Here is a 19,131-nt window from a genome sequence, read left to right on the forward strand (position 1 = left end):
GCGCGTGCCACTCGCAGCCGGCTTGCCGTTGACCATTTGCCACGCTACCCTTCCCACGTCGCTGCAAAATCAGCGAACGGGTTTGGCGACCCGATCAGATATAGGCGCACAGGCGCCGTCTACCCCATTGCAGGCGCTTTTTTGTGCCCGCAATGCCGTGTTATGGCGGCCGTGCGCGGGAGACCTTCGGGTCTGCCGGGTTCCTATATCCCCGGTTCGCCAACCCGCGTACGGCTGCCACCCAAATCGTTTGGCGACGGTTCGTGGCAGCTCTTCAGCAGATATAGGAGCACCAGCCCATGACGTCGTATACCCTTGATCCGTCCGTACGCAGCCTTTCCAGTGATGAAGAAAGGAGGCTGGCACCATGACTGACCTCATGCCGCTGTCCAGCAATCCAGGCAGCGCACCCGTGCTGCTGATCGATACCAGCCGCTCCTATATCGACCTGCAGGAAAGCGCGGAGCAACGCCTCAGCGCGGTGCGCGGCCTGTTGCAGAGCCTGGCGCTGATGACCATCACACTGGCAGACGCCAATGACCTGCGCTATCTGAGCGAAGCCGCGTACCTGCTTACCGAGGATGCCTACGACCTGGCCAAAGCCGCTCACCATGCCGCGCTGCGCGAAGCGAGTCAGCGCTAGGCATCAGGCACCATCGACCCTGCCCACCTCGGGCTGCGCCTTTCACCTGGAACCTTCGCGTCGCGGCCGAGATCGATTCGCTGGCAAGCCAGCTCCTACAATTCTGAGCCTTTGCGCGGCAGATGGATTGTGCAGACTTCGTCGTAGGAGCCCGCTTGCGGGCGATTGCGGTTACGACATTCACGCAGATGTATCGCAGCCGAAATCGATTCGCTGGCAAGCCAGCGCCTACAATTTTTGGCTTTGCGCGGCAGATGGATTGGGTAGACACCTGTCGTAGGAGCCCGCTTGCGGGCGATCGCGGTTACGACATTCACGCAGGTATGTAGCGGCCGAGATCAATTCGCTGGCAAGCCAGCTCCTACAATTCTGAGCCTTTGCGCGGCAGATGGATTGGGTAGACACCTGTCGTAGGAGCCCGCTTGCGGGCGATTGCGGTTACGACATTCACGCAGGTGTGTCACGGCCGAGATCGATTCGCTGGCAAGCCAGCTCCTACAATTCTGAGCCTTTGCGCGGCAGGTGGATTGTGCAGACTTCGTCGTAGGAGCCCGCTTGCGGGCGATTGCGGTTACGACATTCACGCAGGTATGTAGCGGCCGAGATCGATTCGCTGGCAAGCCAGCTCCTACAATTTTGGGCCTTTGCGCGGCAGATGGATTGGGTAGACACCTGTCGTAGGAGCCCGCTTGCGGGCGATTGCGGTTACGACATTCACGCAAGTATGTAGCGGCCGAGATCGATTCGCTGGCAAGCCAGCTCCTACAATTTTGGGCCTCTGCGCGGCAGATGGATTGGGTAGACACCTGTCGTAGGAGCCCGCTTGCGGGCGATCGCGGTTACGACATTCACGCAGGTGTGTCACGGCCGAGATCGATTCGCTGGCAAGCCAGCTCCTACAATTTTGGGCCTCTGCGCGGCAGATGGATTGGGTAGACACCTGTCGTAGGAGCCCGCTTGCGGGTGATTGCGGTTACGACATTCACGCAAGTATGTAGCGGCCGAGATCGATTCGCTGGCAAGCCAGCTCCTACAATTCTGAGCCTTTGCGTGGCAGATAGGTTGGGTAGACACCTGTCGTAGGAGCCCGCTTGCGGGCGATTGCGGTTACGACATTCACGCAGGTGTGTAGCGGCCGAGATCGATTCGCTGGCAAGCCAGCTCCTACAATTTTGGGCCTCTGCGCGGCAGATGGATTGGGTAGACACCTGTCGTAGGAGCCCGCTTGCGGGCGATTGCGGTTACGACATTCAAGCAGGTGTGTCGCGGCCGAGATCGATTCATTGGCAAGTCGACTCCTGCAGCGTGGTAGGCAGCCGGAGGTACCGATGGCTACCTCCGGTTTCAGCCACAGCCAGGAATCAGCCGAGCTGTTCCATGATCTCGTCGGAGACTTCGGCGTTGTGGTAGACGTTCTGTACGTCGTCCAGGTCTTCGAGCATATCGATCAGCTTGAATACCTTCTGCGCGGTTTCCAGATCGGTGATCGGTGCGCTGATCGACGGGATCATGGCGATATCCGCCTCTTCACCCTTGAAGCCGGCAGCGTTCAGCGCTTCGTTCACCGCATGGAACTCGGTGAAGCTGGTCGAGACCAGCGCAGCGCCGTCATCGCCCATTTCCACGTCATCGGCGCCGGCTTCCAGCGCTGCTTCCATCAGCGCATCTTCATCGACGCCGGAAGCGAAACCGATCTGCCCTCTGCGTTCGAACATGTAAGCCACCGAGCCATCGGTGCCCAGGTTGCCGCCACACTTGGTGAACGCATGGCGCACTTCGGCGGCGGTGCGGTTGCGGTTGTCGGTCATCACTTCGACGATGATCGCCACACCGCTCGGCGCATAACCTTCGTAGCTGAACTCGACGACGTTGTCGGCTTCGTTGTTACCGGCACCGCGGGCGATGGCACGGTCGATCACGTCGCGGGACATGTTGTTGGTCAGAGCCTTGTCGACGGCCAGGCGCAGGCGCGGATTGTCCGCCGGGATCGGCCCGCCATGCTTGGCGGCGACGGTCAGCTCACGGATGAGCTTGGTGAAGATCTTGCCGCGCTTGGCGTCCTGGCGTCCCTTGCGGTGCTTGATGTTGGCCCATTTGGAATGACCGGCCATATTCCACTCCAGATTTTTCAGATTTCACAATGAACGAGCCCAGGTTTCCCTGGGCTCGGCATACCGCTTGGCGCTTACTCCGCCTTGGGTTGTTCGCGAAGGCGAATGTGCAGCTCGCGCAGCGATTTGCCGTCCACTACACCCGGCGCCTGGGTCATGACGCAGGCAGCGCTCTGGGTTTTCGGGAAGGCGATGACTTCGCGAATCGAGCTCGCACCGGTCATCAGCATCACCAGGCGGTCGAGGCCGAAGGCCAGACCACCATGGGGCGGTGCACCGTACTTGAGGGCGTCGAGCAGGAAGCCGAACTTCTCCTGCTGCTCGTCTTCGCTGATGCCCAGCACGCGGAACACGGTCTGCTGCATGCCCTTGTCATGGATACGGATCGAACCGCCACCCAGTTCGGTACCGTTGAGCACCAGGTCGTAGGCGCGGGACAGGGCCGCGGCCGGGTTGGCCTCGAGCTCTTCGGCCGAGCATTTCGGCGACGTGAACGGGTGGTGCATGGCGGTCAGGCTGCCGTCGTCGTTCTCTTCGAACATCGGGAAGTCGACGACCCACAGCGGTGCCCACTCGGCAGTCAGCAGGTTCAGGTCATGGCCGAGCTTGATGCGCAGCGCGCCCAGCGCATCGCAAACCACCTTGGCCTTGTCGGCCCCGAAGAACACGATGTCACCGTCGACAGCGCCAACGCGGTCGAGGATCACGTTGAGGTTCGGCTCGGCGATGTTCTTGACGATCGGCGACTGCAGACCTTCGACGCCGTTGGCGCGCTCGTTGACCTTGATGTAGGCCAGGCCCTTGGCACCGTAGTTGCCGACGAACTTGGTGTAGTCGTCGATCTGCTTGCGCGGCATGCTCGCCCCGCCCGGTACGCGCAACGCGGCAACGCGGCCTTTCGGATCGTTGGCCGGGCCGGAGAAGACCTTGAAGTCGACATCCTTGAGCTGATCGGCAACGTCGACCAGCTCCATCGGAATGCGCAGGTCCGGCTTGTCGGAGCCGAAACGACGCATGGCTTCGGCCAGGGTCATGTGCGGCAGCTCGGCGAACTCGACGCCCAGCACTTCCTTGAACAGGTTGCGGATCATGGTCTCGGTGAGATGCATGATGTCGGCTTCGTCGAGGAAGCTGGTTTCGATGTCGATCTGGGTGAATTCCGGCTGGCGGTCGGCACGCAGGTCTTCATCGCGGAAGCACTTGGCGATCTGGTAGTAGCGGTCGAAGCCGGCAACCATCAGCAACTGCTTGAACAGCTGGGGCGACTGCGGCAGGGCGAAGAAGCTGCCGGCGTGGGTGCGGCTCGGCACCAGGTAGTCACGGGCACCTTCCGGGGTAGCGCGGGTGAGGATCGGCGTTTCCACGTCGAGGAAGCCGTTCTCGTCCAGGTAGCGACGGATGCTGCTGGTGATGCGCGAACGCAACTTGAGCTTCTCGGCCATTTCCGGGCGGCGCAGGTCGATGAAACGATAGCGCAGGCGGGTTTCTTCACCGACATCGGAGTATTCGTTGAGCGGGAACGGCGGGGTTTCCGCTTCGTTCAGCACCTCCAGCTCGTAGCCGAGCACTTCGATAGCGCCAGAGGCCATGTTGGCGTTGACCGCTCCGGCCGGACGCAGACGTACCTTGCCGGTGATCTTGACCACGTATTCGCTGCGCACGCGGTCAGCCTTGGCGAAGGTGTCGGCGCGATCCGGGTCGAACACCACCTGAGCCAGGCCTTCACGGTCACGGATGTCGAGGAAGATCACGCCACCGTGGTCACGGCGACGGTGAACCCATCCGCAGAGGGTGATTTCCTGGCCTTCCAGGCTTTCGTTCAACTGGCCGCAATAGTGGCTGCGCATCATGGGGATAATCGCTTCTCTTGAGTCTGAAATTCATTGAACCGCGAGCCGGCGTCTTTCGTCCGATCCGGCGCTAAGCATTGCGCGGATTGGCACGGACAAGCCAGACGGTGTGTCGCTGCAGCAAAGCAGCCGATTATATATGGTTAAGCAGCACCGCGCAGCCGAGCAAGCATCCATCGACGTCACGCATAGTTTTCGCTGATCGCTGCCATTGATACAAAGCACATGGTCACTCGGGTTCACCATGATAGGCTCTGCCCATCTGCAAGGCTAAGCGCCCCATTACCACCAACAGGAGAAAAATCCATGGAAATCAACATCGGAATCGCTGAACAGGATCGCGCCTCCATCGCCGAAGGTCTGTCGCGCCTGCTGGCCGACACCTACACCCTGTACCTGAAAACCCACAACTTCCACTGGAACGTTACCGGGCCGATGTTCAACACCCTGCACCTGATGTTCGAAGGTCAGTACACCGAACTGGCGCTGGCTGTCGACGCCATCGCCGAGCGTATCCGCGCCCTGGGTTTCCCGGCGCCGGGCACCTACGCCGCCTACGCGCGCCTGTCCTCGATCAAGGAAGAGGAAAATGTGCCGAGCGCCGACGAGATGATCAAACTGCTGGTTCAGGGCCAGGAAGCGGTGGTGCGCACCGCCCGCGGGATCTTCCCGCTGCTGGACAAGGTCAGCGACGAGCCGACCGCCGACCTGCTGACCCAGCGCATGCAGGTTCACGAGAAAACCGCGTGGATGCTGCGCAGCCTGCTGGCTTCCTGATCCCCCTCGATGGCCGCCACTCTGGCGGCCATCATTCATTCCCGCCTCCATATTCGCGCAACAACCGCACACTATCGCAGCGCTGATTTGAGAAGCCCCCTCCTTTGCTGTTAAATACGCCCCGTGCCGTCATGCCGAGCCTTCGGAAGACGCATAGGCTGGCCCTCTCGTTTATTCCATCGCCCTTACGTCACGGCAAATCGCGTGGAGCCAGCTCTTCCTGGTGATCCTTTATCAAGTGAGTGCGTTAAACATGTTGAAAATCGTCCACCTGCTGGTGGGGCTGTCCGCCCTGCTGTTATCCACCACACCCAGCCTGAGCGACCACGCCCAGCCGTTCCTGCAACATGCGGACGCCCTGTGCCTGGCTCTCTTCGGCTTTCTCAATCTACTACTGGCCACTCAGTTCCCGATCTGGCACAACAACCTGCGTCAACAACTGCAAAACCTGGTGTGCGCCCTGCTGATCCTCGGCACACTGCTGCAAGCACTGATTCTGCTTGCACCGCTGCCCTTGATCGCCGAGCAGCCAGCTCTTCTGTTCAGCCTGCTGATCATTTCCATCGCTGTCGCCCTGCATCTGGCGACCAATCTGCGCTTCGACAGGCAGAAAACCTCCGTACCACAGGACCTGGGTGATCGCGAGACCGGTACGGTCAAGTGGTTCAACACCTCCAAGGGTTTCGGCTTCATCTCCCGCGATGTGGGCGAGGACATCTTCGTGCACTTCCGCGCCATTCGCGGCGAAGGCCATCGCGTTCTGGTCGAAGGCCAGCGCGTCGAGTTTTCCGTGATGCAGCGTGACAAGGGCCTGCAGGCTGAAGACGTGATCGCGGCGTTGCCGACCCGACGCTGAATCACCGCACAAAGAAAAGCCCGCAGCGATGCGGGCTTTTTGGTTTTCGAGGCATGCACTCAATAATGAGGCGGCGGCGCCTCATCCTGAGAACTGCCGAAGGGGCTGACCTCGTCCTGCCGCTTGGCCAGCGCCTGCATGTGCAGTTGCAGTCGCTCGATGAGTTTTTGCTGCTCCACGAGCGCATCGTTGAGCGCCTGGATGGTGTCGTCCTGAAACGCCTGACGGCTCTCCAGTTCGACGATGCGATCTTCCAGAACCTTCATTCATGCATCCCCTGCACGAAACTGCCCCGGCATGACCGAACGCAGCCTTTCACGCAGAGCGGACACCTGCTCCGGCTGGTAAGGCTTCGCCGGGTGGCGACCCCACACGGGAGCGGGCCAGGCATCATCGCCGCGGTAACGCACGATCACGTGCATGTGCAACTGACTGACCACATTACCGAGGGTGGCGATATTGATCTTGTCCGCCTTGAAGGCATCCTTCAGCACCTCGGCAAGCAGCGCGGTTTCCGCCCACAGGGCACGCTGATCATCGGCATCGAGCTGGAACACTTCGCTGACATCCTCCCGGCGCGGAACCAGAATGAACCACGGATAGCGCGCATCGTTGCTAAGCAGCAGACGGCTCAGGGGAAATTCCCCGAGCACGAAAGTGTCCTGCTGCAGGCGTGAATCCAGAACGAACATCAACTCACCACTCGACGTAAAAGGTAGCCACCGAAGGAGCGTCGGCGACCGAAACAAGGGCGGCCAGCATACCGGGCATCTGGCGAAAATTTAACCCTGGCAGTGATGCACCAAAAAGTCGCAGAGCCCCCACAAGAAAATTTCAACACGCACCATATTGTTTCCCAAAGTAAACATTGCCGGAACAGCCGAGACCTTAATTAAAACTCATTATCAAGAAAACCCACCCAAAGATTCCCACCTACTAATAAGCTTCCTAAGTACTGCGCTGAAAATGACAACTTTAGGTCGAAAATTTGTATTTTCATTCCGCAAAACGACCTATTTAGACGCACTGGCCTATTTATTCGGCGGCATGGGCAATTTGAGCACGAGTCTTGCTTTAAAGCCTGCAACGCTCCTGTTCAGGGCAACGTGGTAACGTCACCGCGCCTGATCAAGAGCTGAAAAATAGTCGGCAGGTGCTGCACGAGTGGAGATGCTTGAGATTGCGACGTACCTCCTAGCCGCTTTGCGACAAAAGCAGAGGAGTGCGACCAGTGGATAGATTGAAACTATCGCCATACAAAGCGCCGTGCTATAAGTTCCATCCGACACAAAAAGAAATAGAGCTGCTCTCCATAACAACCAACTGAGCAGTGGAACTACTCTTCTAAACCAAAGGAGCAAATCACGATGCGAGTGATGAAGTGGAGCGTAATCGCCCTGGCAGTAGCCGCGGGTACCTCTCAAATGGCAGTGGCTTCGGACCAGTCCGAATCCAAGGGTTTCGTCGAAGACAGCAGCCTGTCGCTCCTTGCGCGCAGCATGTACTACAACCGTGATGCTCGGAACGGCGCTTCCCGTGGCGATCGCGGCAACGGCTACTCCGAAGAATGGGGCGCCAGTGCTCGCGCTGTATTCGAATCCGGCTTCACTCAAGGCACCGTTGGTTTTGGCGTTAACGCCTATGCTGGCGCTCTGTGGCAGCTCGACACTGGCAGCGGCCGTCGCGGCGTTGGCATGTTCCCGGAGAACGAAGGTAAAGACCTGAGCATCGCGAATGCTGCGGTCAAGGCTCGCTTCTCCAACACCGTAGTGACCTATGGCTCGCAAATGCCTGCCCTGCCGGTCCTGGCTTACGATGACGGCCGTCTGCTGCCGGAAACCTTCGAAGGCACCATGATCACCAGCACCGAGATCGAAGGTCTCGAGCTGAATGCTGGTCGCTTCACCGCTCAGAACACCATGCGTCAGTCTGGCAGCGATAGCGCTCGCCTGAAGTCGATCGACGTTGTAGGTGGCTCTTACTCGTTCACTGATGACTTTAGCGCCGCTCTTTACTACAGCGACCTGGAAGATCAGTACAAGCGTAAGTACGGCAACCTGAACTACAAACTGCCGCTGACCGAAGAACAGGCTCTGAGCTTCGACTTCAATATTTATGACAGCGACTACAATCGCCAGGTTGGTGGCGGCGACAACACCATCTGGAGCCTCGCGACCACATACAGCATCGGCGCTCACGCCTTCACCATCGCTCACCAGCGCAACACCGGCAGCCAGGGCTTCCTGTATGGCAACGGCGACGGCGGCGGCGCGATTTTCGTAGCCAACAGCTTCCTCTCCGACTTCAACCTGGAAGACGAACGCTCCTGGCAAGCTGCCTATGACATCGACTTCGCTACATTCGGCGTCCCAGGCCTGAGCTTCAAGACCGCTTATATCTGGGCTGACAACATCACTTCCCGCGACGGCGGCGTGATCACCAATACCAACGGTAAAGAACACGAGTTCTTCAACCAGGTGAAATACACCGTACAGAGCGGCGCAGCCAAGGACCTGTCCTTCCGCCTGCGTGCTTCGCTGCTGCGTGCCAACTCGGCAGTTAGCGACGTCAACATCGCTGACACCAACGAAGTCCGCTTCTACGTGAACTACCCGCTCAGCGTTCTGTAATCTCGCGCAAGCCTGATAACGGTTCAGAAAACCCGGCTTCGGCCGGGTTTTTTATTGACTGAAAGAAACCCTCGAGGCGAGTCAGCCACGAACAGCACATTGAACCAGCCAGAGATCGACTCCAGACGCCCACAAGCGCACCAATATGGAATGCCCGAGCAGACGTGACGCCCCGCCTTGACGCACAAGCCTGACTCCCATCCCTCACGGGTATTCTGCGTCCTGTACGCCACAGAGCTGTCGCCGTACAATGCCGAGCCATAAAAATCCCCTTTGCAACCGACAGAACGGCCCATCATGCGTACCAGTCAGTTCCTGCTTTCGACCCTCAAAGAAACGCCTTCCGATGCTGTCGTCATCAGCCACCAGCTGATGCTGCGCGCCGGGATGATCCGCAAGCTCGCCTCCGGTCTCTATACCTGGCTGCCGATGGGCCTGCGCACCCTGCGCAAGGTAGAGAAGATCGTGCGTGAAGAGATGGACGCTGCCGGTGCCCTGGAAGTGTTGATGCCCGCCATTCAGCCTGCCGAACTGTGGCAGGAGTCCGGTCGCTGGGTGCAGTACGGCCCGGAACTGCTGCGCGTGAAGGATCGCCATGACCGCGAGTTCTGCGTTGGCCCAACCCACGAAGAGGTCATCACCGACCTGGCCCGCAACGAGCTGAACAGCTACAAGCAGTTGCCGTTGAACCTGTACCAGATCCAGACCAAATTCCGCGATGAAATCCGCCCGCGCTTCGGCTTGATGCGTGGCCGTGAATTCATCATGAAGGACGCCTACTCCTTCCACGCCGACCAGGCTTCCCTGCAGCAGACCTACGACCGCATGCACCAGGCCTACTGCAATGTCTTCACCCGCCTGGGCCTGAACTTCCGCCCGGTAGTGGCCGACAACGGCTCGATCGGTGGCGCCGGTTCCCACGAATTCCACGTGCTGGCCGACTCCGGCGAAGATGACATCGTGTTCAGCAATGTCTCCGACTACGCTGCCAACATCGAAAAGGCCGAAGCGATTCCTCGCGAGACCACTCGCCCGGCAGCCGCTGAAGAACTGCGCCTGGTCGACACGCCAAACGCGAAAACCATTCAGCAACTGGTGGATGGCTTCGATCTGCCCGTCGAGCGCACCATCAAGACGCTGATCGTGCACGCCGAAGAAGAAGGCAAGCTGATCGCGCTGATCATCCGTGGCGACCACGAGCTGAACGAGATCAAGGCAGGCAACCAGCCGGGCGTCGCCAGCCCGCTGGTAATGGCCTCGGATGCCGAACTGCGTGCTGCCATCGGTGCTGGCGCCGGTTCTCTGGGCCCGCTGAATCTGCCGCTGCCGATCATCATCGACCGCTCGGTAGAGCTGATGAGCGATTTCGCCATCGGCGCCAACATCGACGACAAGCACTATTTCGGCGTCAACTGGGAGCGCGACCTGCCCGTGCCGACCGTTGCCGACCTGCGCAACGTGGTGGCCGGCGACCCGAGCCCGGACGGCCAGGGCACCCTGGAAATCAAGCGTGGCATCGAAGTCGGGCACATCTTCCAGCTGGGCAGCAAATACAGCGAATCGATGAACTGCCAGGTGCTGGGCGAGAACGGCAAGCCGGTCACCCTGAGCATGGGCTGCTACGGCATCGGTGTTTCCCGCGTGGTGGCAGCTGCCATCGAACAGAACTCCGACGAGCGCGGCATCATCTGGAACGACACCCTGGCGCCCTTCCAGATCGCTCTGGTGCCGCTGCGTTACGAGACCGACGCGGTGCGTGAGGCGACTGACACGCTGTATGCGGAGCTTACCGCTGCCGGCTTTGACGTATTGCTCGACGACCGTGACAAAAAGACCAGTCCGGGCATCAAATTCGCGGACATGGAATTGATCGGCATCCCGCATCGCATCGTGGTCAGCGACCGCGGTCTCGCCGAAGGCAATCTGGAATACAAGAGCCGCGTGGAAACCGAGGCTCAGCCGGTTGCCGTTGCCGATGTCCTGTCGTTCATCCAGAACCGTATCCGCCGCTGACCCGCCAAAGAGCCGTCATGTTCAAGCGAAGCACCTTACGCCTCGTCGGCGCCACTACCTGTGGCGCCCTGCTCCTCACTGGCTGTGCCAATCATTTGCCACAGCGCAGCGAGCACGAGGAGCGCATCGAGCGCAAACTGTTGAGCCACAGCCTGCAGATCGACGTCGGCCAGCCTCAGGTCCTGGAGCTGCCGCAGCGTCGTGTGCGGGTGCACGAGCAGAAGGTCTTCGAGGTGACGCCCTTCGAGGTCACGCGCCACTACGATCGCTACACACCGTATCAGCCCTGGCGCGAAATCTACGAGGTGCCGCTGGGCGCGGTGGCCATCGTTGGCGGCGTTGGCGCCAACGTGCTCAACGTGGTGGCCCTCGGGCGCTTGCCGGATACAGCGACCAAGGACTGGATCAGCTACGGCGTGGCGGGCATCAATCCGTTCATGAACGTCGAGTCCAACGGCCGCTCGCAACAGAACCTGGCGGGTATCGATGAAAAACGTCAGGACACCCGTACCGAATACTCCAGTTTGCCGTGGGCCGAGCGGCCAGTGCTGATCAAGGCCGGCGACCAGACCCACGAACTACTGACCGATCGCAACGGCGTGCTGCGCCTGAACCTGCTCGACGGCCCCTTCGCCGATCAGGACATCGCCCGTATCGGCACGCTGCTGCTGACGGTGAACGACGATCAGGACTCGACCAGTGCCGAGGCCACGTTGCTGGTCAGCCGAACCCTGCGCGGCAAGCTGCGCGAGGCCCATGACCTGATCTATGACGATCTCGAAGGCGCGGAAGTCGAGCAGTGGGTACATCGGGTCAAGCGCCTGTCCGAACTGGGCCTCGAAGAAGAAGCCAGCGAGCTCGAACAGAGCCTGATCGAACTGACGCGCAACGACCCGGAACTGCAGGCGGCGTTTCTCAAGTCGCTGACCGATGATGCAGGACGGCTGGTCGCCGATCCCGGCGAAGATTAAGCACTCACCGGCGCACGACGAAATCCGTGTGCCCTTGCCAGGGCTGCTCCTGCAGCTCGAGCTCGGTCACCCTGGCCTGCGGTGGCCCACTTTTCAGCCAGCTCGCCAACGCGCGAACAGCAGCTGGATCGCCTTCGAAGGACACTCCGACCCGGCCATCACCGAGGTTACGCACCCACCCACACAGCCCCAGACGGACGGCCTCGGCCGCGGTGTCCTGGCGAAAACCAACGCCTTGAACGCGCCCCGTCACATGGCCGTGCATACTCGAACCGGTCACCGCTCTACCCTTCCTGACGCAATGCAGCGAGGCGCGCCTTGAGCCCCTCGGCATTCTGCTCGCCAAGCAACCGCTCGCGCACCTTACCCTTGTCGTCGACGATATAGGTCACCGGCAGTGCATCACTGGGTGGCAATCCGTAACGCTCGGCGGGGTCCTTGGCCAGCACGGTGAACTCGATGCCCAGCGCCTCGGCGGCACGGGTGAGCTCATCACCCTGCAAGCCATCGAAGTTGACACCGAACACACTTACCGCCTGTTTCTCCAGCTCCGGGCTCAGTGCATTCAGCTCGGGGATCTCGGAACGGCAGGGGCCGCACCATTCAGCCCAATAATTGATGACCAACCACTGGCCTTCAAGGCGCTCAGCCGCTACCTTTCGCCCATGCTGGTCGACACCGAAGTCATCCCCGCATCCCGCCAGCGCCAATCCGGCGACGAGCACCATCATGATCCGAATGACTGACTGGAGTCGCTTTACCATGGAAACGGTCCTCATACCGGTAGGGTTGCTATGACACTGGATGCCTTGCAGCTCGACGTACCCGACGCGCAGCAGACCAAATCGACTACCCAGGCCGAACTGGCCGAGCGGCTCGACGCGGCTCGCCAGCAGCCCGTGCAAGCCGGACTGCAGGAGACGCAAGCATTGCTCGCACGCCTCAATCGCAGTGCAATGACCTTACTCGAAAGGCAGCGCACGCTGCAAAATTTCAGCGATGAATATCGTCATTACAGCGCCGCCGAACACGGCGTGCCTTCGGTGCAGTTGCTTGCGCTGTGCAGCGAGCTGGCCATCGGCTTCAAGCGCCTGTTGCTGCAAATATTCCAGGGGCACAAGCCGTCTCGCCCTCACCTGGCCTGGTGCCTGTACATGGCCCAGCACTTCATTGCCCAGACGCTGCTGCGCAACTATCAGCAGTACCGCGAGCCCGCCGCCGAACTGTGGCGCGACAGCCACCTGTTGTACTGGCTCGGCGAGCAGCAGGACTGCCTCGACGAACCAGTGGCGGCAGCCTTCCTGCCAACGCCTGCCGATACGTTGCGCGGCCTCTACCAGCAAATGCTGTTGCTGGCCCTGAGCAATCCGCCCCACCTGCTTCCCGAAGAAAGCGAGCGACTGTTCGCGGCCCTGGCACCGCTGGCAGCGACCGCCCGGCTGTTGCCCTGGGATGTGGAGGACAAATCCGAAGGCGCGCTGATCGATCTGGCTCGCGCCCAGCCCTGCCTGACCTATCTGCAACGACCGGAAGCCGGCTCGGATACGCTGCGTCGCCTGGAACTGGGCGCACTGCAGGTGGCGCTGAGCGAGCCTGCACCCTTGCAGAGCAGCGCCGAGCGTGAGCTGCTCGAACGGGTACAACAGCACTGGTACGGCAACAATCAACGCCGCCACCTGCGTACACCGCAGCAAAGCGATTGCCGGCTGGCGATTGGCGTACCGGCCATTCATGCGCAACTGCTCGAGCAACGCCCGCAATGCACGCCGGGGCAGATCCTCGATGTCGGCCCCGGCGGCGCGCGCCTGCTCTGCTCCGCCCAGGCAGCGAGCACATTGCCCATCGGCCAACTGGTGCTGCTGATCGCCGAGAGCGACGTCCTCGCGCTGGTCTGCTGGCGGCACCTGAATGCCGAGGGCCTGCATCTCGGCCTGCGCTACCTCAAGGGACTGGCGCAACCGACCTGGCTCAGGCGCACACCCAGCAGCCAGCCCCACCTCGGCATCCTGCAGAGCACACCAAAACCCCGCAACGGCTGGCACCACGGCCTGTGGGTGCCACGCAACCAGTTCGCCGACGAAGAGAATCTCTGGCTGCAGCTACCCAACGCGGTCAGCCAGAACCAACTGCAACTGCCACCCTGCAATCTGGCCAGCGCCACGGTTAGCCGCCACCCGCTCGAACTGCCATAAATGAGAGACAGGTCACACCGAACGCCGGCCTGGCGCACAGTCTTGCAACAGGTGGGCTCTTTATACTTTCGCGCTGACGTCCTTTTGCAGCCAGGGAAAGCCCCATGCCCAACGCTCACGACACGCTGATCGGCCACGTACCGGCGCACCTAATCGAGGGTGCGCACTTGCAACTCACCGCTTACGAAGGCCGGGTGGCCGAATTCAACATCGCTGCCTGGTTGCACCTGCCAGGTCAAGCCAACAGCCTGGTCTCGCTGCAGGTCAGCTATCGCGACGGTGGCCAACTGCGCTCGGTGAATCTGGATCATGCCAAGGTGGGCGCCCAGGACAGAATCCTTCTGTCAGGCATCGCGCGCCTGGCCGTTTCGCAGCGCATCGAGGACATGCAGATTCGCCTGCGCACGGCATTGCCGCGAATCGAGGTGAAGGTCGAAGAGCTATTCGTCCAAGCTGTCGAGCCGGCGATAGCGCAAACGCAAGGAAATCAGGCGAACGCCTGACTGGCGGGTGCATCGGCGCCTGGCTCTGCGGGGCGCGAAGGTGCCACCGTTGGCGCCCCCATTCGCGCGTTGCAAACGAGAGACTCGGGCCAGCGGCTGAACGTGAGCCCGGTGATGCGATTCAGGCTCTCCAGCGCGGCCCTGCTATCTCGCGGATGAAGCATGACGACCTTCTCTGTGGCGTTACTCATGGCATGCATTCCCCGACCCGGCTATCGACAACCTATTGAGTATGGCACTTAGCCAGAATCATGCCATTGTGCTGACGCCAGTTAAACGTCGACACGACAGGACTTCACCGAGTTTCGCCACCGCCCCCTGCCAGAATGGGCGCGCAACTAACGCGCAATCTGTCATTTTTTGTCACCTCCGTCGCCTTCGAGCCAGTGCGCCAGGCTGTCACCGAACAGCAGCGTCTGCTCCTCGTGCAGACGCTGCAGCGCCTGGCGCAACGCGGGATACCAGGGCTCGTCCAGCTCTGCCGGCAACTGATTGAGATGCGGCAGCGGCCAGGGACTACGTTCCAGCAACTGCTGCAACGAGTAGTGGCCAAGATCGCGACAGAGCATCCAGCTGTCTCCGCCCGTACAGGCAACCAGACGCTGGTTCTCCAGAAAGCTCAACACCTCCTCCCATTCATGCCCAGGCAACAGCCAGCCCTGCCGCTGCACATCACGGTGACGCACCTTCAGCCCCGTACGCTGCCGCGCCTGGAAGACTCGCAGAATACCCAGCAACACCAGCACGCGAGGCATCGCCTGCTTGCGCCAGTGGTGGGATACGCCGAGGTTGCACACCAGTTCGGCGCCGACGAGCACGATCAGCCAGGACATGTAGATCCACAACAGAAACAGCGGCACCGTGGCGAACGCCCCGTAGATCAATTGATAACCTGGAAACAGGCGCACGTAGATGCCGAAAAGTGCCTTGGCAAGCTCCAGCAATATCGCCGTGAAGAGGCCACCCCAGAACGCATGCCGCAGGGGCACTCGCGCATTGGGTACAGCGGCGTAGAGCAACGTGAACGCTGCGACACTGAATAGCAGTGGCGTGAAACGCAGCAAAGTCTTGGCACCGACGACCGCATCCGGCCCGCTGAGCAGCGAAAGCGAGGCGATGTAGGTGCTGACGGCAAAACCGGCGCCGAGCAGCATCGGCCCGAGACTGAGAATCGCCCAGTACAGCAGGAAGGTCGAAATACCCCGGCGCGGCTGCCGAACCCGCCAGATGGTGTTGAAGGTACGCTCGATGGTCACCAGCATCCAGAACGCCGTCACCGCCAGTACCGCGACGCCGATCCAGGTCAGTTGACGTGCCTGAGTGGTGAAATCGCTCAGGTATTCCTGCAGCGCCTCACCCGCCGAGGGCACGAAGTTGTGGAATATGAACGCCTGGATCTGCTCGCCACTGCCCTGGAAAGCGGGAACCGCAGACAGCATGGCAAAGGTGACCGTCATCATCGGCACCACAGCGAACAGCGTGGTGTAAGTCAGTGCGGCGGCATTGTCGGCACCGCGGTTTTCGAAAAACCGATGCCAGAGAAATCGCACGAACTCCCACCAGTCGCGCAAAAGTTGCTGCATACCTACCTCTCGGAACCGATCCATATCTCGCGAACTACCGCCCTGCAGACATCACGCTCAGCACGGCGTCAGTACGCCGCGCCAGTGAATCGAAAAGCCGGGTAGCGTTGAGGCCGAAGCCCCTGAAACCACGCCGAAATCGGGCAAGGGCGATGCAGCCGACGCATAACAGACGCTGAGCGCGCACTTAGGTTCGGATCCATTGACGCACCTGGTTCAGCGCAGGGCGCCTACGTGGTTAGAATAGCGTTCACCTGCCGCCAGAAGCGACCCTCTCATGACCGACCTGACGCTCTACCATAACCCGCGCTGCTCCAAATCTCGCGGAGCGTTGCAACTGCTCGAAGAGCGCGGTGTGCAACCGACGGTGCTGCTGTATCTGGATACGCCTCCCAGCGCCACGCAGTTGCGCGATGTGCTGGCCAAGCTGGGCATCCCGGCGCGGCAACTGCTGCGCAGCGGCGAAGACGAGTACCGCGAACTGAATCTGGCGGACGAAACCCTCAGCGAAGCGCAGCTGCTCGAGGCCATGGCCGCTCACCCGCGCCTGATCGAACGACCGATCCTGATCGCCGGCGACCGCGCCGTGATCGGCCGCCCTCCCGAGAACGTCCTGGACCTGCTGCCATGAGCAATGACTACATCCTCGTGCTGTATTACAGCCGACATGGCGCCACTGCCGAGATGGCTCGCCACATCGCCCGAGGCGTGGAGATGCAAGGCATGGAGGCGCGCTTGCGCACCGTCCCCGCCGTATCTGCCGAGTGCGAAGCGGTGAGCGCTGCCATTCCGGCCGAGGGCGCGCCCTACGCCAGCCTCGACGACTTGAAGAATTGCGCTGGCCTGGCCCTGGGCAGCCCAACCCGCTTCGGCAACATGGCCGCACCGCTGAAGTACTTCCTCGACGGCACCAGCAACCTGTGGCTGACCGGCAGCCTGGTCGGCAAACCAGCCGGCGTATTCACCTCCACCGCCAGCCTGCATGGTGGCCAGGAGAGCACGCTGCTGTCGATGCTGCTGCCGCTGCTGCACCACGGCATGCTGATCACCGGCCTGCCGTATAGCGAGTCGGCCTTGGTCGAGACGCGCGGCGGCGGCACGCCCTATGGCGCCAGCCATCACGCAGGCGCCGACGGCAAGCGTGCGCTGGACGAGCATGAAATCACCCTGTGCCGCGCCTTGGGCCAACGCCTGGCGAGCATCGCCGCCACACTGGGAAATGACCGTGGGCAGAACCGCTAAGCCACTTCCCAGCATCGACTGGCTGCTGCCGCGCCTGCGCCTGTGCCGCTACCTGAGCCTGGCCAGCTTTCTGGGGCTGGCGGCGCTGCTGCTGATCTGGAACCTGGGTTACGCAGCGGTACCCAGTTCGCTGTTGTGGGCGGTGCTGGCATTCCAGATGCTGCCATTGCTGCTGCTTGCACCAGGCATCATCGGCGGTCATCCGCGAACGCATTCCTGGGCCTGCTTCGTGGTCAACCTGTATTTCATCCAGGGCGTGCTTGCGGCCTTCGACCCGTCCAAGCAACTGTTCGGCTGGCTGGAAATCATCCTCAGCCTGAGCCTGTTCACCAGCGCGCTGTTCTACACCCGCTGGTGCGCGCAGTACCAGCGCATCGGCGCTGCCGGGGAATAGAATCGCCCGCAAGCGGGCTCCTACGTGACTGGTATCAATGCAGCCCTGTAGGAGCCGGCTTGAACTGGCTTAATAAATCTGGACACCTCAATCGGGCGCTATGATGGCGTCCACAACAGGGGGTGTTTTGTTATGCGTAACTCCTACTCGAACGATTTCAAGATCAAGGCGGCCAGCATGGTGCTGGACGAAGGGCAATCAGTGCCCCAGGTCTGCGCCAATCTGGATATCGGGCCCACCGCACTTCGCCGCTGGGTCAGTCAGTTGCGCCAGGAGCGTGAAGGCATCACGCCGGTTGGAGCCAAGGCGATAACCTCTGATCAGCGAGAAATTCAGCGGTTACATGCCTTGCTCAAGCAAAAAGACCGGGACATCGAAATCCTAAAAAAGGCCAGTGCTCTCCTGCTTGCGGACGCCAAGGAACCTTCGCGTTAATCGAAAAGCTGGGCGAGCAGTACGACATCAATGAATGTTGCCGTGTACTGGCCGTCAGTCGCAGCGGCTTTTACAACTGGCGTCAACGCAAAGGCCGACCTTGCCCTGAGCGCGAGCAGCTCAAGGCCAAGCTGGTCAGGCATCACCGAGCCACGAGAGGATCGGCTGGTGCTCGCACGTTGGCCAAGTTGCTGCAGGCCGACGGCCACCGGGTGGGCCGTTTCAAGGCGAGTGGACTGATGCTTGAAGCCGGTATCGCCAGTCGGCAACGTCGCCGGCACAAGTACAAGTCCTCAGGAGTAGAGGCGTTAACGGCACCGCATGTCCTCAAGCGCCGGTTCGATGTAAAGACTCCTGACACGGTGTGGTGTGGGGATGTCACCTACATCAAGATTGGGAAACGGTGGCTTTACATGGCGGTGGTTCTAGACCTGTTTGCCCGGCGTGTCGTGGGCTGGTCGTTCTCGTTGATTTCGGATGCGGCGTTAGCCTGCGAGGCGTTGCGAATGGCCATTGAACTGCGGGGGCACCCGACAAATGTGCTGTTCCACTCCGATCAAGGCTGCCAGTACACCAGCCATCGATTCAGGGATGAGCTGAGCCGGCATGGTCTTCAGCAGAGCATGAGTCGCAAAGGCGAGTGTTGGGACAATGCTCCAATGGAACGTTTCTTTGGCAGCCTGAAGTCGGAATGGGTGCCCGATGGAGGTTATGAAACAGAGCATGAGGCCCGGGTGGATGTGCAGATTTACATCACGCGCTACAACACCATCAGGCCTCACAGTTATAACGGCTACCGATCACCCGTGGCTGCAGAGAAGCTGGCGGCCTAAACCATAAACGGTGTCCAGAATTACTTGACCAGTTCAGCTTGCCGGCGAATAGTCATCACGCCACAGATTCGGCTGGATACCTACAATCGCATCGCCCG

20 protein-coding genes are annotated in these 19,131 nt (G+C 60.8%); 13 read left to right on the forward strand and 7 right to left on the reverse strand.

Annotation, left to right across the window (positions count from 1 at the left end; genetic code table 11):
• Nucleotides 1–367 precede the first annotated feature (367 nt).
• Nucleotides 368–643, forward strand: coding sequence for a hypothetical protein (locus tag FHR27_RS12620; RefSeq protein ID WP_179538721.1), 276 nt, complete (start codon nucleotides 368–370; stop codon nucleotides 641–643).
• Nucleotides 644–2,004: 1,361 nt separating this feature from the next.
• Here the strand turns inward: FHR27_RS12620 and FHR27_RS12625 are convergent.
• Nucleotides 2,005–2,754 carry a YebC/PmpR family DNA-binding transcriptional regulator gene (locus FHR27_RS12625; protein ID WP_042551871.1) on the reverse strand — a complete coding sequence of 250 codons (750 nt, stop codon included), beginning with the start codon at nucleotides 2,752–2,754 and terminating at the stop codon, nucleotides 2,005–2,007.
• Nucleotides 2,755–2,828: 74 nt separating this feature from the next.
• Entirely contained in the window at nucleotides 2,829–4,604 is a 1,776-nt protein-coding gene (aspS, locus tag FHR27_RS12630) for an aspartate--tRNA ligase (protein WP_042551872.1), read from the reverse strand.
• Between the two features lie 306 nt (nucleotides 4,605–4,910).
• On the opposite strand from aspS, the gene FHR27_RS12635 reads away from it, so the two are divergent.
• Nucleotides 4,911–5,381: a Dps family protein gene (locus FHR27_RS12635; RefSeq protein ID WP_042551873.1), complete on the forward strand. Its 471-nt coding sequence runs from the start codon at nucleotides 4,911–4,913 to the stop codon at nucleotides 5,379–5,381.
• Nucleotides 5,382–5,634: 253 nt separating this feature from the next.
• Nucleotides 5,635–6,237 carry a cold-shock protein gene (locus tag FHR27_RS27450; RefSeq protein WP_042551874.1) on the forward strand — a complete coding sequence of 201 codons (603 nt, stop codon included), beginning with the start codon at nucleotides 5,635–5,637 and terminating at the stop codon, nucleotides 6,235–6,237.
• A 59-nt stretch (nucleotides 6,238–6,296) separates the two neighbouring features.
• Here FHR27_RS27450 and FHR27_RS12645 read toward each other — a convergent pair whose 3' ends face one another.
• Together FHR27_RS12645 and FHR27_RS12650 are read right to left on the reverse strand one after the other, a co-directional pair.
• Nucleotides 6,297–6,503, reverse strand: a complete 207-nt coding sequence (locus tag FHR27_RS12645) for a SlyX family protein (protein ID WP_179538722.1) — start codon at nucleotides 6,501–6,503, stop codon at nucleotides 6,297–6,299.
• On the reverse strand, nucleotides 6,504–6,929 hold the full coding sequence (locus FHR27_RS12650; RefSeq protein ID WP_042551876.1) for an HIT family protein: 426 nt from the start codon (nucleotides 6,927–6,929) through the stop codon (nucleotides 6,504–6,506). It lies immediately after the preceding gene.
• Between the two features lie 675 nt (nucleotides 6,930–7,604).
• Here FHR27_RS12650 and FHR27_RS12655 point away from each other — a divergent pair.
• The 3 genes from FHR27_RS12655 (at nucleotide 7,605) to FHR27_RS12665 (ending at nucleotide 11,851) form a co-directional block, all read left to right on the forward strand.
• The gene (locus FHR27_RS12655) at nucleotides 7,605–8,867 is read left to right on the forward strand and encodes an OprD family porin (protein ID WP_179538723.1); all 1,263 of its coding nucleotides are present in this window, start codon (nucleotides 7,605–7,607) and stop codon (nucleotides 8,865–8,867) included.
• Nucleotides 8,868–9,164: 297 nt separating this feature from the next.
• On the forward strand, nucleotides 9,165–10,880 hold the full coding sequence (locus tag FHR27_RS12660; RefSeq protein WP_179538724.1) for a proline--tRNA ligase: 1,716 nt from the start codon (nucleotides 9,165–9,167) through the stop codon (nucleotides 10,878–10,880).
• A gap of 17 nt (nucleotides 10,881–10,897) precedes the next feature.
• Nucleotides 10,898–11,851 carry a hypothetical protein gene (locus FHR27_RS12665; RefSeq protein ID WP_042551879.1) on the forward strand — a complete coding sequence of 318 codons (954 nt, stop codon included), beginning with the start codon at nucleotides 10,898–10,900 and terminating at the stop codon, nucleotides 11,849–11,851.
• A 4-nt stretch (nucleotides 11,852–11,855) separates the two neighbouring features.
• On the opposite strand, the gene FHR27_RS12670 is transcribed toward FHR27_RS12665, so the two are convergent.
• Nucleotides 11,856–12,116 (reverse strand): acylphosphatase, encoded by a 261-nt coding sequence (locus tag FHR27_RS12670; protein WP_179540092.1) that lies wholly within the window; start codon nucleotides 12,114–12,116, stop codon nucleotides 11,856–11,858.
• 19 nt (nucleotides 12,117–12,135) lie between these two features.
• Entirely contained in the window at nucleotides 12,136–12,615 is a 480-nt protein-coding gene (locus FHR27_RS12675) for a TlpA disulfide reductase family protein (protein WP_042551881.1), read from the reverse strand.
• A gap of 30 nt (nucleotides 12,616–12,645) precedes the next feature.
• Here FHR27_RS12675 and FHR27_RS12680 point away from each other — a divergent pair, with 30 nt between their 5' ends.
• Both FHR27_RS12680 and FHR27_RS12685 read left to right on the forward strand, forming a co-directional pair.
• Nucleotides 12,646–14,043, forward strand: coding sequence for a PilZ domain-containing protein (locus FHR27_RS12680; protein ID WP_179538725.1), 1,398 nt, complete (start codon nucleotides 12,646–12,648; stop codon nucleotides 14,041–14,043).
• 104 nt (nucleotides 14,044–14,147) lie between these two features.
• A complete protein-coding gene (locus tag FHR27_RS12685) occupies nucleotides 14,148–14,546 on the forward strand; it encodes a hypothetical protein (RefSeq protein WP_179538726.1) in 399 nt (132 codons plus the stop codon).
• Between the two features lie 353 nt (nucleotides 14,547–14,899).
• On the opposite strand, the gene FHR27_RS12695 is transcribed toward FHR27_RS12685, so the two are convergent.
• A complete protein-coding gene (locus FHR27_RS12695; RefSeq protein WP_179538728.1) occupies nucleotides 14,900–16,129 on the reverse strand; it encodes a YihY family inner membrane protein in 1,230 nt (409 codons plus the stop codon).
• A 277-nt stretch (nucleotides 16,130–16,406) separates the two neighbouring features.
• On the opposite strand from FHR27_RS12695, the gene arsC reads away from it, so the two are divergent.
• The 5 genes from arsC to FHR27_RS12715 all read left to right on the forward strand — a co-directional run bounded on the left by arsC (nucleotide 16,407) and on the right by FHR27_RS12715 (nucleotide 19,033).
• Nucleotides 16,407–16,760, forward strand: a complete 354-nt coding sequence (gene arsC / locus FHR27_RS12700) for an arsenate reductase (glutaredoxin) (RefSeq protein WP_042551885.1) — start codon at nucleotides 16,407–16,409, stop codon at nucleotides 16,758–16,760.
• Nucleotides 16,757–17,371 carry an NAD(P)H:quinone oxidoreductase gene (wrbA, locus tag FHR27_RS12705; protein ID WP_179538729.1) on the forward strand — a complete coding sequence of 205 codons (615 nt, stop codon included), beginning with the start codon at nucleotides 16,757–16,759 and terminating at the stop codon, nucleotides 17,369–17,371. Before arsC ends, wrbA begins: the two co-directional genes overlap by 4 nt.
• Nucleotides 17,355–17,765 (forward strand): DUF2069 domain-containing protein, encoded by a 411-nt coding sequence (locus FHR27_RS12710; RefSeq protein ID WP_042552063.1) that lies wholly within the window; start codon nucleotides 17,355–17,357, stop codon nucleotides 17,763–17,765. Before wrbA ends, FHR27_RS12710 begins: the two co-directional genes overlap by 17 nt.
• A 132-nt stretch (nucleotides 17,766–17,897) precedes the next feature.
• The gene (locus FHR27_RS26930; RefSeq protein WP_257026799.1) at nucleotides 17,898–18,200 is read left to right on the forward strand and encodes a transposase; all 303 of its coding nucleotides are present in this window, start codon (nucleotides 17,898–17,900) and stop codon (nucleotides 18,198–18,200) included.
• A gap of 26 nt (nucleotides 18,201–18,226) precedes the next feature.
• A complete protein-coding gene (locus tag FHR27_RS12715; protein WP_264650106.1) occupies nucleotides 18,227–19,033 on the forward strand; it encodes an IS3 family transposase in 807 nt (268 codons plus the stop codon).
• Nucleotides 19,034–19,131: the final 98 nt, after the last annotated feature.

This window comes from Pseudomonas flavescens (assembly GCF_013408425.1).
GTDB classification, from domain to species: Bacteria; Pseudomonadota; Gammaproteobacteria; order Pseudomonadales; family Pseudomonadaceae; genus Aquipseudomonas; species Aquipseudomonas fulva_A.

Coding starts and splice junctions, on each gene's coding strand:
- FHR27_RS12620 (WP_179538721.1), top strand. CDS start 368: ATGACTGACCTCATGCCGCTGTCCAGCAATCCAGGCAGCGCACCCGTG.
- FHR27_RS12625 (WP_042551871.1), bottom strand. CDS start 2,754: ATGGCCGGTCATTCCAAATGGGCCAACATCAAGCACCGCAAGGGACGC.
- aspS (WP_042551872.1), bottom strand. CDS start 4,604: ATGATGCGCAGCCACTATTGCGGCCAGTTGAACGAAAGCCTGGAAGGC.
- FHR27_RS12635 (WP_042551873.1), top strand. CDS start 4,911: ATGGAAATCAACATCGGAATCGCTGAACAGGATCGCGCCTCCATCGCC.
- FHR27_RS27450 (WP_042551874.1), top strand. CDS start 5,635: ATGTTGAAAATCGTCCACCTGCTGGTGGGGCTGTCCGCCCTGCTGTTA.
- FHR27_RS12645 (WP_179538722.1), bottom strand. CDS start 6,503: ATGAAGGTTCTGGAAGATCGCATCGTCGAACTGGAGAGCCGTCAGGCG.
- FHR27_RS12650 (WP_042551876.1), bottom strand. CDS start 6,929: ATGTTCGTTCTGGATTCACGCCTGCAGCAGGACACTTTCGTGCTCGGG.
- FHR27_RS12655 (WP_179538723.1), top strand. CDS start 7,605: ATGCGAGTGATGAAGTGGAGCGTAATCGCCCTGGCAGTAGCCGCGGGT.
- FHR27_RS12660 (WP_179538724.1), top strand. CDS start 9,165: ATGCGTACCAGTCAGTTCCTGCTTTCGACCCTCAAAGAAACGCCTTCC.
- FHR27_RS12665 (WP_042551879.1), top strand. CDS start 10,898: ATGTTCAAGCGAAGCACCTTACGCCTCGTCGGCGCCACTACCTGTGGC.
- FHR27_RS12670 (WP_179540092.1), bottom strand. CDS start 12,116: ATGCACGGCCATGTGACGGGGCGCGTTCAAGGCGTTGGTTTTCGCCAG.
- FHR27_RS12675 (WP_042551881.1), bottom strand. CDS start 12,615: ATGGTAAAGCGACTCCAGTCAGTCATTCGGATCATGATGGTGCTCGTC.
- FHR27_RS12680 (WP_179538725.1), top strand. CDS start 12,646: ATGACACTGGATGCCTTGCAGCTCGACGTACCCGACGCGCAGCAGACC.
- FHR27_RS12685 (WP_179538726.1), top strand. CDS start 14,148: ATGCCCAACGCTCACGACACGCTGATCGGCCACGTACCGGCGCACCTA.
- FHR27_RS12695 (WP_179538728.1), bottom strand. CDS start 16,129: ATGCAGCAACTTTTGCGCGACTGGTGGGAGTTCGTGCGATTTCTCTGG.
- arsC (WP_042551885.1), top strand. CDS start 16,407: ATGACCGACCTGACGCTCTACCATAACCCGCGCTGCTCCAAATCTCGC.
- wrbA (WP_179538729.1), top strand. CDS start 16,757: ATGAGCAATGACTACATCCTCGTGCTGTATTACAGCCGACATGGCGCC.
- FHR27_RS26930 (WP_257026799.1), top strand. CDS start 17,898: ATGCGTAACTCCTACTCGAACGATTTCAAGATCAAGGCGGCCAGCATG.